13 protein-coding genes and 1 pseudogene are annotated in these 13,032 nt (G+C 42.5%); 3 read left to right on the forward strand and 11 right to left on the reverse strand.

Going from position 1 to position 13,032, the window contains the following annotated elements:
* From B3763_RS07670 to B3763_RS07720, 11 genes and pseudogenes are all read right to left on the reverse strand, one after another.
* Positions 1-661 (reverse strand): annotated as a pseudogene (locus B3763_RS07670) (bifunctional phosphoribosylaminoimidazolecarboxamide formyltransferase/IMP cyclohydrolase PurH); the annotation flags it as partial.
* A gap of 39 nt (positions 662-700) precedes the next feature.
* Complete coding sequence (locus B3763_RS07675; RefSeq protein ID WP_286745388.1) at positions 701-1,279, reverse strand: phosphoribosylglycinamide formyltransferase; 579 nt, start codon at positions 1,277-1,279, stop codon at positions 701-703.
* Entirely contained in the window at positions 1,276-2,136 is an 861-nt protein-coding gene (locus B3763_RS07680) for a geranylgeranylglycerol-phosphate geranylgeranyltransferase (protein ID WP_189628627.1), read from the reverse strand. The genes B3763_RS07675 and B3763_RS07680 overlap by 4 nt, the downstream gene beginning before the upstream one ends.
* 27 nt (positions 2,137-2,163) lie before the next feature.
* Positions 2,164-3,009, reverse strand: a complete 846-nt coding sequence (locus B3763_RS07685; protein ID WP_286745391.1) for a Rossmann-like and DUF2520 domain-containing protein — start codon at positions 3,007-3,009, stop codon at positions 2,164-2,166.
* 54 nt (positions 3,010-3,063) lie between these two features.
* Complete coding sequence (tnpA, locus tag B3763_RS07690; RefSeq protein ID WP_286745393.1) at positions 3,064-3,504, reverse strand: IS200/IS605 family transposase; 441 nt, start codon at positions 3,502-3,504, stop codon at positions 3,064-3,066.
* Between the two features lie 93 nt (positions 3,505-3,597).
* Positions 3,598-4,887, reverse strand: a complete 1,290-nt coding sequence (locus B3763_RS07695; RefSeq protein WP_286745395.1) for an aminotransferase class V-fold PLP-dependent enzyme — start codon at positions 4,885-4,887, stop codon at positions 3,598-3,600.
* A gap of 165 nt (positions 4,888-5,052) precedes the next feature.
* A complete protein-coding gene (locus B3763_RS07700; RefSeq protein WP_286745398.1) occupies positions 5,053-7,602 on the reverse strand; it encodes a heme lyase CcmF/NrfE family subunit in 2,550 nt (849 codons plus the stop codon).
* 133 nt (positions 7,603-7,735) lie between these two features.
* Entirely contained in the window at positions 7,736-8,134 is a 399-nt protein-coding gene (locus B3763_RS07705) for a cytochrome c maturation protein CcmE (RefSeq protein ID WP_286745400.1), read from the reverse strand.
* A gap of 53 nt (positions 8,135-8,187) precedes the next feature.
* A complete protein-coding gene (locus B3763_RS07710) occupies positions 8,188-8,442 on the reverse strand; it encodes a CcmD family protein (protein WP_189628623.1) in 255 nt (84 codons plus the stop codon).
* A gap of 4 nt (positions 8,443-8,446) precedes the next feature.
* Complete coding sequence (ccsA, locus tag B3763_RS07715) at positions 8,447-9,109, reverse strand: cytochrome c biogenesis protein CcsA (protein WP_286745402.1); 663 nt, start codon at positions 9,107-9,109, stop codon at positions 8,447-8,449.
* A gap of 17 nt (positions 9,110-9,126) precedes the next feature.
* Positions 9,127-9,789 carry a heme exporter protein CcmB gene (locus B3763_RS07720; RefSeq protein ID WP_189628621.1) on the reverse strand — a complete coding sequence of 221 codons (663 nt, stop codon included), beginning with the start codon at positions 9,787-9,789 and terminating at the stop codon, positions 9,127-9,129.
* Between the two features lie 56 nt (positions 9,790-9,845).
* On the opposite strand from B3763_RS07720, the gene cysD reads away from it, so the two are divergent.
* From cysD to B3763_RS07735, 3 genes are all read left to right on the forward strand, one after another.
* Positions 9,846-10,793: a sulfate adenylyltransferase subunit CysD gene (cysD, locus tag B3763_RS07725; protein WP_286745406.1), complete on the forward strand. Its 948-nt coding sequence runs from the start codon at positions 9,846-9,848 to the stop codon at positions 10,791-10,793.
* Positions 10,793-12,049 carry a sulfate adenylyltransferase subunit 1 gene (locus B3763_RS07730; RefSeq protein WP_286745408.1) on the forward strand — a complete coding sequence of 419 codons (1,257 nt, stop codon included), beginning with the start codon at positions 10,793-10,795 and terminating at the stop codon, positions 12,047-12,049. The genes cysD and B3763_RS07730 overlap by 1 nt, the downstream gene beginning before the upstream one ends.
* Before the next feature lie 177 nt (positions 12,050-12,226).
* A partial coding sequence (locus B3763_RS07735; RefSeq protein WP_286745411.1) for a nucleotide sugar dehydrogenase occupies positions 12,227-13,032 on the forward strand: 806 nt, incomplete at its 3' end.

Here is a 13,032-nt window from a genome sequence, read left to right on the forward strand (position 1 = left end):
GATGAGGGTTTTCCCCATAGCGCAGTTGTCTTCCTTCTCTTTGGCTTACCTTAAACTTAGCAAGGCCTTCCTGCTGGTTAAAGTAGTTGAAAATAGCTGAGTCATAATGAGAAGAAATATCGAAGGCTTCAGCAGCAAATTTTCTTCGATCAGCCAAATCGGTGGCGCACTCCTTTTCTTTGAGGAGAGCCTCTACAGCCGGGTATTGTTCTCTGCTGGAAACGATTAATACATCTTTGAAATTTTTAGCAGCTGCTCTAATCAGGGAAATCCCACCGATATCAATCTTTTCGATTATGTCCTGTTCGGCTGCTCCTGAAGCTACGGTTTCCTCAAAGGGGTAAAGGTCTACAATCACCAAGTCTATAGAAGGAATCTCGAATTCCTTAGCCTGAGCAAGGTCTCCGTCATTGTCTCTTCGGTGTAAAATACCTCCAAAAACCTTGGGGTGAAGGGTCTTTACTCTTCCTCCGAAAATGGATGGATAGCTGGTTAAATCCTCAACAGGGATGACTTTTGCTCCCTGGTCTTCAATAAATTTTTGAGTTCCTCCGGTGGAGTAAATCGTTACACCGTTGGCTTTTAAAAGCTCTATAATAGGAGCCAGATTATCTTTGTAAAAAACTGAGATTAATGCGGATTGGATTTTTACCTGCGACATTTTCGAAGGGGGATTTAGTAAGTCGCAAAACTAGGGATTTTATATCGATTTGAGAACTTCTTGCTCTACCACTTTCGGATAATTTTTGTGCTCTAAACGTAATACTTTGGCGGCTATCTCTTCTGCCGAATCCGTAGGGTTTATGGTGCAGCTTTCCTGAAAAATAATGGCTCCCTCGTCATAGTACTCATTCACATAATGTATAGTGAGTCCGGTTTCTGTTTCGCCTGCGGCTTTCACGGCCTTGTGCACATTCATACCATACATTCCCTGGCCCCCGAACTTAGGAAGTAGAGCCGGGTGTATGTTGAATATGCGGTTGGGGAATCTGGCAACCAGTGCCTTGGGGATAAGTAGCATAAAGCCTGCAAGCACTATGAAGTCTATTTTTTCACTTTCCAGTACCTCCACAATAGTTTCACCGGTTTGCCAAAAGGAGCGATTATAAACATGGTGCTTTATATTGAACCGCTGAGCCCGTTCTATAACCCCTGCAGACTTGTTGTTGGTGAAAACCGAAGCGATCTCGATCTGCGGATGATTTTGAAAGTGCTCAAAGAATTTTTCGGCATTGGAACCACTGCCTGAGGCAAATATTGAAAGTCTTTTTTTGGTCATATCCAGATCATGCTGAGCACTCCAAGCAACATAATGATTTTGCAGTAAGTGCTGAGGTTATGAAATTGTTTCACGGTATCGGCTCGCTGAACACCGAGCCCCAAAAGTAGCAAAGTAATTGCGAGAATGATCGGAAGAATCACTGACAAGTTCCAAAGGAGAATGATGACTGTGATTTCGAAGGCGACCATTATGGCATAAATAATCCATTTGGTTTTGGCCACGCCAAGTACAATGGGGATGGTTTTACAACCAAATCGGGCATCGCCTTTCATGTCTTCAGTGTCTTTTATTATTTCCCTAACCAAGGTTATATAGGCTGAGAAAATGGCATAGCAGGCAATGATGTAGGCTCTCTCGTGGAAGTATTCAGCAACTAGAATCAGAGTGGTTCCGGTAAGAATGGCCACCACAAAATTACCTACAAAAGGAAGTCTTTTGAGTTGGTTGGAGTATAGCCAGAGAAGAAAAGCTGCTCCGAACATAATGAGGCCAATGGGAATGGATATGTAAAAACCAATGGCAATGGCCGAAATGTTTAGGGCACTATGACCTAAAATTACCCAACGCCTTCTCAACGCACGCCCTACTACTACCCGGTCGGGCTTATTTACAAAGTCTATTTTTATGTCGTAATAATCGTTTATGAGGTATCCGGCACTTGTAATCATTACGGTGGCCGATACCATCAGGAAAAAATTAGCATCCGTTAGTATTTCCCACCAGTGCCCCTTGTTGCTCAAAAGAAAAAGTGCCGTAAGGTATTGGGTAAGCGCAACAATGAGGAGGTTAATTCCTCTAATGAGTTTAAGGTAGTTGTAGATAAACGATGGTCGGAAAAGCTTAGCGACTTGCATTGCGCTTGTTTACGCAGCAAAGATATTTCAGTTGGCGTAGTAATCGATAATATGTTGGGAGATAAGCCGATAAATTTCGGCCAATTCAGGATCGGCTTTCAGAGAGTCGTACTGAAGATCCAGAGTTTTGAGGTCTTGGCGGATAGCAGGGCCCGTCTGAGCCCGTTCCGGACCAATTTCAAAAGATTTGTTGAGGGTTTCCACAATCAGGGGCTTAAGGATTTCAAAACTCATTTCCTGATTTTCCAAAATGCTTTGCGCTACGGTGAACATGTGGTTGGTAAAATTGCAGGCAAACACGGCAGCCAAATGAATTGCCTGTCTCTGCTGGCTGGAGATTTCTTGAGTTTTGGAACTAATTGAATTACCAAGGGCTCTCAGCGCTTCTAGTGTAAACCGGTTTTCAGCTTCTAGACAAATCGGAATATTGTTAAAATCTACCTTCTTCCCTTTGCTGAAAGTCTGAAGAGGGTAGAACACTCCGATGTTTTCAGTAGGGGCATAGCCAAGTACCTTTAAAGGTTTAGAACCTGAAGTGTGACAAAGTATGGCGTTTTCGGGCAGACTAACGTTCGAGGCAACTTCTTCTATTGAGTCATCGGAAATTGCAAGAATGAAAATGTCTGCATTGATGCCAGATAGACTCAAAGAGTTGCCGGTAGATGCGCTGAAATAGTCTAAACCGAATTTCTTGGCTTTCTCTGCATTGCGGTTATAAATGTGCGTAATAATGTGACCTGCGTTTTCAAGTGCTCTGGCTAAATGCCACGCCACATTGCCCGTTCCTAGAATTACAATTCTGTATGCCACAAGACGAAGGTAATCATTGTAGTAAAACCATTGAAATGGTTTTGGGAAATGTGAATCCCCCATTTAGCCCACGGTTTAAACCGTGGGCTAAATGGGTATTGAGCTGTTTAGTGGTTTTTAACCACTTCCAATATTGAGGTTATGTAGTTTCAGCAAGCCCTCATATTCCTCCATAAATGTTTTGGTTTTGTGGTGTTCTTTTTGGTTTATGATGTATTGCTCAACTCTTGGTAATTGAGATTCGCTTACGGAAAATGCCCCGTAACCAGTTTGCCAAGCAAATTTCTCAGAACAAATATTTTGCTGATTAATCCAATGTGCACTGGATCCTTTAATTTGTTTTACCAAATCAGCTAGGCTTATATTTTGATTGAGAAGAAATAGAATGTGAATGTGGTCTTCTATTCCATTCATTGCTTTTGTAAAACAACCCTTATCAATCATTTGCGATTGAATGAAAGTATAGATTTTGCTCTCCTTTTCGGGAGCAATTAATGGTTGCCTATTCTTTGTGCCAAATACCAGATGAACCCAAACTCTGGGAAATGAGTGTGACATAGTGCGTGTTTTCCAATGAATTTAACAAAACCATTGAAATGGTTTCACGAATATTGGCCAATCAATTAGCCCATGGTTTAAACCATGGGCTAGTTATGATTTCGTTGCAACATTTATTGCCTCAACCAGCCTATCCAGATCATATTTGGTAGTGTAAATGTGAGGTGTGATTCTTGGTCCGTTCACTTTCTCATACTTCACCGGACTGGTATGCACCTTATGCGTATTGAATAGAGAATTATGCACTGGCCCGGCATCTTTTCCATCAATACCAAAGTTGAAAAGGGCACCACTGAACTGCGGTTTGGCGGAGGTGTAGAACCTTACCCTGTCTACATCTTTCACCTGATCTACCCAGTACTGTTTGAGATATTTAAGACGGGCCTCCTTTCTGGCCGAACCAATGGCCTGGTGAAAGTCTAGAGCTGAACCAATAGCTTGCTCTATGGCGAAAGAGCGCGTACCAATGTTTTCAAACTTACGGATGTTATCTTCTTGCCCTTCTGGTGCTCCGAGCAGTGGCCATACGTCTTTGATCTTGTTTTTGTTGATGTATAAGAGGCCGGTACCAAAGGGGGCGCATAGCCATTTGTGCAGGCTTGTACCAAAGAAGTCGCAACCTAATTCGCCAATCTTGAAATCGAGATGAGCAAAAGAGTGAGCACCATCAACTATAGAATAGAGGTTGTTTTCTCTGGCTAAATCGCAGAGTTTCCTGGCGGGCATAATATGACCTGTCCAGTTAATGATGTGCGTAATGTGTAGAACTTTGGTTTTTGGAGTAATGGCTTCTCTATACTTTTTAATAACCTCTTCATCACTTTCAATAGGAATATCAAAGTCTAGCCATTTTAACACTATACCGTCTCGCTTTTCGCGCTGTTTCCAGGCGTTCATCATGTTTGGGTAATCATATTTAGTGAGAATTACTTCATCGCCCGGTTTTAAATTAAGTCCAAAAATGACGGTATTAATTGCTTCGGTTGTGTTTCTGTTGATGGCCAGTTCATCGGCATCAGTTCCGGCCAGGTGTGCAAGTTTAGCTCGAAGGGGTTCTCTTCCCTGGTCGAGTATGCGCCACATATAATACGAGGGGGCTTCATTGCAATAGGCGTAAAATCTATTGGCAGCCTCTTGAACAACTTTAGGCTGCGGGCTCACTCCTCCATTATTTAAATTAATAATGCTGCTTGAGGTTGTATAGGCTTGCTGAATACGTTTCCAGAGCTCCTCGTCTTGTGCAGCCCTTTCAGGCAAAAGGTTATTGAGACTTATTAATGCGTCTGATACGTCTTCGGCCAATGACTTCTGAAAAAATGTAGTCAGAGACAGGCTTCCGGCCGTAAGGAATGCCTTTCGAAAAAATGATCTTCTGTTGCTCATAAACCCTATTTAGCTCTTTTAAAATAGAGAAAAATGGAAGCAACCGGAAATGACATTATTTAAACAGCAAGTGCTTTAAGTGTCTCTGAGTTTAAGAATGAGAAAAAACACCCGTATTACCGGGTAAGACTAGAGGCTGTTGACACCGAGAAAAGGTTGGGTAAATTAGGCCATACCCTTATCGCGCATCTTGGCAAACTCAATGTACCTTCTTCTGGTAGCCACAATAAAACCAATAATCATCACAATGGTACCTATCCAAAGAATGTTAATCTGAGGCTTTTCAATGGCCTGAAGGATGATCCAGTCCTTTTGAGTAGTTTCTATGCCCAGTTCTATGGAGCCATCTTCCGGGTTAATGTTTTCCAAGGTTACCCTTGAGGCTATTTCTTGATTTACTTCGGGTGGCCGGCCCACGTTCTTATCTTTAATAATGAACTTAGGCTCCAGATAGAGTTTTTCTCCTTCTTCAACAAACACCTCAATATTGGCTTTAACTGCTGCATCATTAGGCCCCATAGTTAAGTAGTTTACTCGGGGCAGTCGTTCAAGCCCTTGAAAAACGGCTACATAGTCATTTATGAAAAACCTTTCTCCGGGGCGAATGGTATGTATGTCTTTTTCACTCCACACTGTGTTTTCATCGTCAAAGTCTGACTGAAGCGCTACATAGGTATACAAGTCTCTGTTCCACTGCTTTTTAATGTCGGGAGAAACAATGGTTTGTCCCATTTCATCGTTAACCTGCGTTCTGGGAAAGAGCGTGAATTTCTTGCCAGAATTCAGAGAGGTGTATTCGATCTCATGGTAGGTGTTTTCCGGAGTACGGAAGTATAAAGTATCGCCTTTTTGGGCATAAGTAGTACCATCTACTACAATGTCAGCCCGGGTAATCTTGTAATGAGAATTTTCAGTATTGTCTAGCCAAGATTTTTTTACATAACCCGGAATGCCTTCGGCCTTGAGTCCTTCACTTTTGTAGAGCAAAGAGTATCCCCCCATGGGCTTGGGGTCATTCAAGAACAGCACTACGTTGTTGGTGTTTTGCTCTTCAGTAAAATTACGGCTGATAATGGTGGTGTTTTTAGAAATTATACGAGAGTAGCCCTCGGAAAACATGATGCCTACCAACATCATGGCAATACCAATATGAGCTATTGATCCTCCTGTGAGCTTATAACTTCCGGAGCGCACAAGATCGAGCATAATTTTAAGGTTAGAAACAACGGAGTATACCCCGGCCACAAGCACAACAATATATACTGGGTTGTAAATGTCTTCTAAAACAAAAATGAGTGCCGAAATAACAAGGGAAATAAGCACGGGGAAAGTCATAGCTGATTTTAGCTTTTCCTTATCCATTTTCCTCCAGAAGAAGAATTGACCGGTACCTGAAAGCAAGGCTATTCCTATCCCGAACCAAACCTGCCATTGGGAGTAAAACTCTACCTGATTGGCAGGAGGGGCCAGTGAAGATACTCCGCCAAAGAACTCTACAATTGCGTTGAATACAGGAAAAGAGGTAGGTACCAAAACCTGGAAAGCCATCAGGCAAAGCACTAGGGCTCCAATAAAGATCCAGAATTCTCGCGAGTAAGCAGAGGCTTCTTTGTCTGAGGTTGGGAGCTGACTCCAAACTCTTGCAGCAATGGCAACAGACGCCACCAAAAAGAATAGCAGGTATATGAGCAATTGGCCGGAAAGACCAAGGTCGGTAAAAGAGTGTACCGATGTATTGCCAAGTATACCGCTTCTCACCAAAAAGGTGGCGTAGAGAATAAGTATGAAAGTAGCAATCACTAAGACAATGGAAGTTTTTAGAGCCGTGTGGTTCTTTTTAAAGATAATCATAGTGTGCATGCTGGCTATCAACACTAGCCAGGGTACGTACACTGCGTTTTCTACAGGATCCCAGTTCCAATATCCTCCAAAATTGAGCGTTTCATAAGCCCAGTAGGCGCCCATAACGATAGCCGTACCCAGTATTACTCCACCGAAAATAGTCCAGGGCAGAGCGGGTCTTATCCAGTCTTTAAAGTCTTTTCTCCATAGCCCGGCAATACAGAAAGAGAAAGGGATGAGTGTACAGGCAAATCCGAGGAAAGTCATTGGTGGATGTATTACCATCCAGTAGTTTTGAAGCAATGGGTTAAGGCCCGTACCGTCTTCAGGAACATAGTTTGGGTTAACCAGAAATACGGGTTCATTCATTACATCGCGAAGGAGCAAGAAAGGTGATGAGCCGATTTTAAGGTCGCCAATAACCACGCCTAAAATCATTGAAGCCAAGAATGCCTGAACGAGGGCGAACACCGTCATTACAGGAGCTTCCCATTTTTTGTTAGTCTTTATGAGAATGAAGCCAAGAAGCGCATTCCATACAGACCAAATTAGAAAACTTCCTTCCTGTCCTTCCCAAAAACAGGCAATCATATAATGAACAGGGAGATCTTTGGAGGCGTGAGACCAGGCGTAATGATACTCAAAGTAGTTATTGTAGATTATGAGAAAAAGGGTAACAGCGGTTCCTAAAACGGCCAAGCCGTGAGTCCAGAAAGAGGCTCTTCCAAATTTAATCCAGTCAGTATTGCCTATCTCATTGTTTAGGGAGGCTTTTCCGTAGGCAAAAGCCGCAATAATTGAGGCAACAAAAGAGACGATTACCAACAGGTGACCAATGTTGCCGATAGTGGTATGAACAGTTGCTGAAATCAAGAGCTAAAGTTTAGGGTTATCTGTTGGGAGTTATGGTTTAACACCTCTCTGTGAACCAATGTCCTTTTAAGAGGGATAGTGACGGCATAGACCACGCAAATTATAGCCTATGGGTTACAGTGTTCGGCAGTTCTTAGAGCGAAGTCTCTTCGTACTTAGAAGGACACTTGAGCAATACCTTATCGGCTATGAACATATCGTTCTTATAGCCTCCAATAACCACTACTTTGTCCGACTTGAGCAGATCTGAAGGCATGGGCTGATTGAGGTAAACGGTTTGTTCTTTTTGGTTATCATCAACCAAAATAAACTCTACCGATAGCATGTCTTCACTTGGCTGAACGCCAACCACCTGGCCGTTAGGGGCTTTTTTGAGCTCCCCCACTACATGGATTGATTCGGCTTTTCCGTTGGTGGCCATGGCATAGGCCTCATCGAACGTAACGTAAGAGCTGGCATCACCTGCTGTCGAAATAATTATAGCCACAGCAATGGCAATAACCACCAGGCCAATTATACTAGATTTTTTCATCTCCTCCTCGGTTGCTTAAACTGGTGCAAAAGTACAACACAAACGCCTAAGAATTAACCTTTTTCACTGAAAACCTCCTTTTCGAGACGGGAGATTTTACGGTCTACCGAGATGGTGTAAATAATAAGGCCCAGAAAGACCGTCATTACTACAGCCACCACTACATAGATCTTTCCATTAGACCGCATTACATCTGCCATTTCTACAGAGGTATTGTTGTAGTCTTCGGGGTTAATACTGTAGGCTCCATTCTGAGCAAATGAACTTAAAGAGATAAGTAGGAAGAGGGTTACAAGGTGTTTTTTCATGATTTTAGTCTTCTAAAGCCATTTTAATTCTTTTAATACGCACTCTGAGAGATACAAGCCAAACACCCAGAAGGGTCCAGCCCAGAATAGCCGGATAAAAAACCATGCGGAGCCGGCTGTCTAAATCATAAGCGTTGAAGCCCGGATTGCCACCATTGCCCGGATGTAGGGAGCTGTCTGTCATACGGGGTAGAATAAACAGTAGTGGTATAAGGGCGGCAAAAGCAAAGACATTATATATAGCACTTACCCGAGCCTTTTGCTGCTGATCTTCAAGGGAGTTACGAAGTACCAAATAAGCCAGGTAGATGAGTAATGCTATGGCACTACTGTTTTGCTTGGCATCACCACTCCAAGGTTCGCCCCAGGTAAAATTGGCCCAAATAGCACCAGTTACTATGCCCAGAATGCCAAACAATACTCCGGCATTGGCAAACTCTGCCGAAAGAGTGTCGTGGTCAATCCGATTGGAGCGCAGATACTTAATGGCATAAATGGCCGAGGTAACCAACAGAATGATCATGGCAAACCACATAGTGACATGAAAATGCAGGTTTCGTATAGTTTCATTTAGAATGGCCAGTCGCGGGGCATCGAATAAAAGAGCGCCTAGTATAGAGTAGATAAGGAGAACTATACAGAGTACTTTCCACCACTTCTTTTTCATGGTCAACTACCGTTTGCTTATGATCGCCAAAGATAGGGGAATAACAGGTAGGAAACCGCAACAACAATGGCATTTATGGCAATGAGAGTAAGCAACTGATCGGTGTAGACAGAGCGTTCAATTCCATCAAGTGCATTTTTAGAACATCGGATAATGAGCAGCAACATGGGAATGATCACCGGAAAACTGAGTACCGCTATAAGTGTGCTGCTGTTGCTAGCCTTAGAAGCTATTCCGGAAAGCATGGTAAGGGCAGTTGCTAGACCAAAAGAGGCCAACACTATGGTCAACAAAAACATAGCAAGGTCATTTACCGGGTTGCCCATAACCATCGAATAGAAGAATAAACCAATTAAGGAGAGGCCCATCATTAATAGCGAGTAGTATATGATCTTAGATAGGATAATGGACTCAGGTTTTACTAAAGAATAATAATACAGCATTCGGCCATCGGCTTCCTGAATGAAGCTTTTTGCTACAGAGTTTACTGCTGTAAAGAGAATAATTATCCAGAAAAGAGCATTCCAGCTTAGTGCATGAATAGTGCCTGTTTTTAGACTAAAACTCATGTAACAGACAAAAATGGTTGATGCCAGGTAGAGTATCATTCCGTTCAGAGCATACTTCTGCCGCCATTCAGAACGAAATTCTTTAGATACAAGTGTTAAAATTTCTCTCATACTGTCGATTGATTGCAAATATATACTATGTTTGCAGACTCTAATAGTCTACAAAAATGGTAGGAGATATAGAACAAATAGAAAGAATAAGCCTTAAGGAGAGTACCTCGCACTTCAATCACTTGAAAGAGCTTGAGGCAGAGGCCATTTATGTTATACGTGAGGTTTTCTCTCAGTTCGAAAAGTCAGGCATACTTTTTTCAGGAGGAAAAGACTCAATTGTAGTTACTCATTTGGCTAAAAAAGCTTTTTGGCCGGCTAAAATACCCTTTCCACTTGTGCACATCGACACCGGACATAACTTTCCTGAGACCATAAAATTTAGAGATGAGTTGGTTGAGCAATTGGGTGTAGACCTTATTATAGGTTCTGTCCAGCAATCCATTAATCAAGGCAGGGTTAAAGAAGAAACCGGCAAAGATGCTTCAAGGAACTGGCTTCAGATAACGACTCTATTAGATACCATTGAGGAACATCAGTTCGATGCGCTAATGGGTGGAGCCAGGCGCGATGAAGAAAAGGCACGAGCCAAAGAGCGCTTCTTTTCGCATAGAGATGACTTTGGACAATGGGATCCTAAAAATCAAAGGCCTGAACTCTGGAATATTTTCAATGGGAAAAAACACAAGGGGGAACACTTCAGGGTTTTTCCCATATCTAACTGGACAGAGATGGATGTGTGGCAATATATACTAGCGGAAAGTATTGCAATACCATCGCTATACCTGGCCCATTATCGCGATGTAATTTGGCGTAACAATACTTGGCTCCCTGTTTCAGAGCATCTACATGTTGGAGAAGAAGAAACCATACACAACAAAAAAGTGAGGTTTAGGACCTTAGGAGACATAACAATAACAGGGGGCATTGAATCTGAAGCAGATACGCTGGAGAAAGTGATTATGGAAGTAGCTGCTGCACGACAAACAGAGAGAGGGAACAGAGCGGACGATAAGCGCTCGGAAACATCGATGGAAGACAGAAAAAAGGAGGGATATTTCTAATGGAGAATTCGTATTTGGACATGGAGTTACTGCGCTTTACAACCGCAGGTAGTGTAGATGATGGTAAGAGCACATTAATTGGCCGATTGCTTTATGATAGTAAATCCATCTTTGAAGATCAGTTAGAGCATGTGGCAAACTCCAGTAAAAGGCGTGGTCTGGATCATACGGATTTGGCGCTGTTAACAGACGGTCTGAAAGATGAAAGGGAGCAAGGTATTACAATAGACGTGGCGTACAGATATTTTGCAACTCCCAAAAGGAAGTTTATCATTGCCGACACACCAGGCCATATTCAGTATACCAGAAACATGGTTACAGGTGCTTCGACTGCCAATGTAGCTCTCATTTTAATCGATGCACGAAAGGGACTTGTGGAGCAGACTTTTAGGCACAGCTACATTGCTAGCCTTTTGCAAATTCCCCATTTGGTAGTTTGTATCAACAAGATGGATTTGGTGAATTATGACGAGGAGATTTTCCGATCCATACAATCAGAGTATGCGCGTTTTGCCAGCAAACTGAATGTAAAAGGGATTTCGTTCATACCCATAAGTGCACTGCATGGGGATAACGTTGTGAATCCTTCTGAAAAGATGCCTTGGTATGAAGAGAAAACCCTTCTTTCTACTTTGGAACAAATAGATGTTTCTAAAACCACTTCTGCTGCGGTTCGTTTCCCTGTTCAAACTGTCATTAGGCCTAAAAATGATACTTACCATGACTATAGAGGCTATGCCGGACGGGTGGCAGGTGGTCAACTTGCAGTAGGGGATAGTGTTGTAGTCCTTCCTTCGGGTGAAACTTCGACAGTTAAACAGATTCATTTAATGGATGAAGAGCTTTCTGTAGCCAGTACAGGAATGAGCGTAGTTGTTTCCTTGGCCGATGATATTGACGTGAGCCGTGGAGATATGATTACAGGATTAACCGGGTCTCCCAGACTTCAGCAGGATATTGAAGCCACACTTTGCTGGTTTTCCAGAAAAGGCCCCCAGCCGCGGTCTAGGTACACCCTGATGCACTCTAACAACGAGGTTAAGGCTATGGTTAAAAACCTGAACTTTAAGTATGATGTGAATTCACTTACGAGAGAAGGTGTCGATACCGTATCAGTCAATGATATCATTAACGTAACTCTCAGGACAAACAAACCTTTGATAACAGATAAGTATGCTGAAAACCGAACTACGGGAGCTCTAATATTGGTCGATGAAAATACCAACGAAACAGTGGCTGCTGGAATGATTTGTTAAGCCTTACAATTATTCAGCAAAGTAAGACAGCTGTTAGCAGATTTAATACTGCTATCATGATTTATGATTCCTTCCTTAAAGAGACCGGATTTTTCTTCTAGATTTGCATGCAACGTAGATTGAACAGTAACAACCTGTTGTGTACGTTTCTAATTTGTAATAAGATTTAAACTCCGCATGAACGACAAAATCGCAATAATTGGCCTCGGGTATGTTGGTCTTCCCCTGGCAGTTGCATTTGCAGAAAAATACAAAGTCATAGGTTTTGATATTAATCAGGAAAGAATTGACGAACTCAATAATGGTAAGGATCATACCCTAGAAGTAGAAGATGAACTTTTGAAGTCGGTTCTTTCGTCTGTAGAGTCCCCCAAAGGACTTTTCAACACGAACAAGTTAGATGATTTATCGGGCTGTAACATCTATATTGTTACGGTTCCAACTCCCATTGATGACGATCACAACCCTGATTTGACACCACTCTTAAAGGCATCTCAAACCGTAGGTAAAGTTCTTAAGAAAGGAGACATAGTTATCTACGAATCAACGGTATACCCTGGTGCAACAGAAGAAGACTGCGTGCCAGTTTTAGAGGAGGTATCAGGCCTGACCTTTAATAAGGATTTCTTCTGTGGCTATTCCCCCGAGAGAATCAACCCGGGGGATAAAGAACACACCGTTACCAAGATTTTGAAAGTAACTTCTGGGTCTACCCCCGAAATTGCTGAAAGAGTAGACCAGCTATACAAGTCTGTGATAACAGCGGGTACCTACAAAGCTGCATCTATTAAAGTAGCCGAGGCCGCTAAAGTGATTGAGAACTCTCAGAGAGATATCAATATTGCTTTTGTAAATGAGCTGGCCATGATTTTTAACAAGCTGGGCATAGACACTGTAGATGTCTTGGAAGCGGCCGGCACAAAATGGAATTTTCTTCCTTTTCGGCCGGGTTTAGTAGGAGGACATTGTATTGGTGTAGATCC

It is taken from the genome of Roseivirga sp. UBA1976, assembly GCF_002336325.1.
Classification (GTDB): Bacteria; Bacteroidota; Bacteroidia; order Cytophagales; family Cyclobacteriaceae; genus Roseivirga; species Roseivirga thermotolerans.

Coding starts and splice junctions, on each gene's coding strand:
- B3763_RS07675 (WP_286745388.1), bottom strand. CDS start 1,279: ATGACCAAAAAAAGACTTTCAATATTTGCCTCAGGCAGTGGTTCCAAT.
- B3763_RS07680 (WP_189628627.1), bottom strand. CDS start 2,136: ATGCAAGTCGCTAAGCTTTTCCGACCATCGTTTATCTACAACTACCTT.
- B3763_RS07685 (WP_286745391.1), bottom strand. CDS start 3,009: ATGGGGGATTCACATTTCCCAAAACCATTTCAATGGTTTTACTACAAT.
- tnpA (WP_286745393.1), bottom strand. CDS start 3,504: ATGTCACACTCATTTCCCAGAGTTTGGGTTCATCTGGTATTTGGCACA.
- B3763_RS07695 (WP_286745395.1), bottom strand. CDS start 4,887: ATGAGCAACAGAAGATCATTTTTTCGAAAGGCATTCCTTACGGCCGGA.
- B3763_RS07705 (WP_286745400.1), bottom strand. CDS start 8,134: ATGAAAAAATCTAGTATAATTGGCCTGGTGGTTATTGCCATTGCTGTG.
- B3763_RS07710 (WP_189628623.1), bottom strand. CDS start 8,442: ATGAAAAAACACCTTGTAACCCTCTTCCTACTTATCTCTTTAAGTTCA.
- ccsA (WP_286745402.1), bottom strand. CDS start 9,109: ATGAAAAAGAAGTGGTGGAAAGTACTCTGTATAGTTCTCCTTATCTAC.
- B3763_RS07720 (WP_189628621.1), bottom strand. CDS start 9,789: ATGAGAGAAATTTTAACACTTGTATCTAAAGAATTTCGTTCTGAATGG.
- cysD (WP_286745406.1), top strand. CDS start 9,846: ATGGTAGGAGATATAGAACAAATAGAAAGAATAAGCCTTAAGGAGAGT.
- B3763_RS07730 (WP_286745408.1), top strand. CDS start 10,793: ATGGAGAATTCGTATTTGGACATGGAGTTACTGCGCTTTACAACCGCA.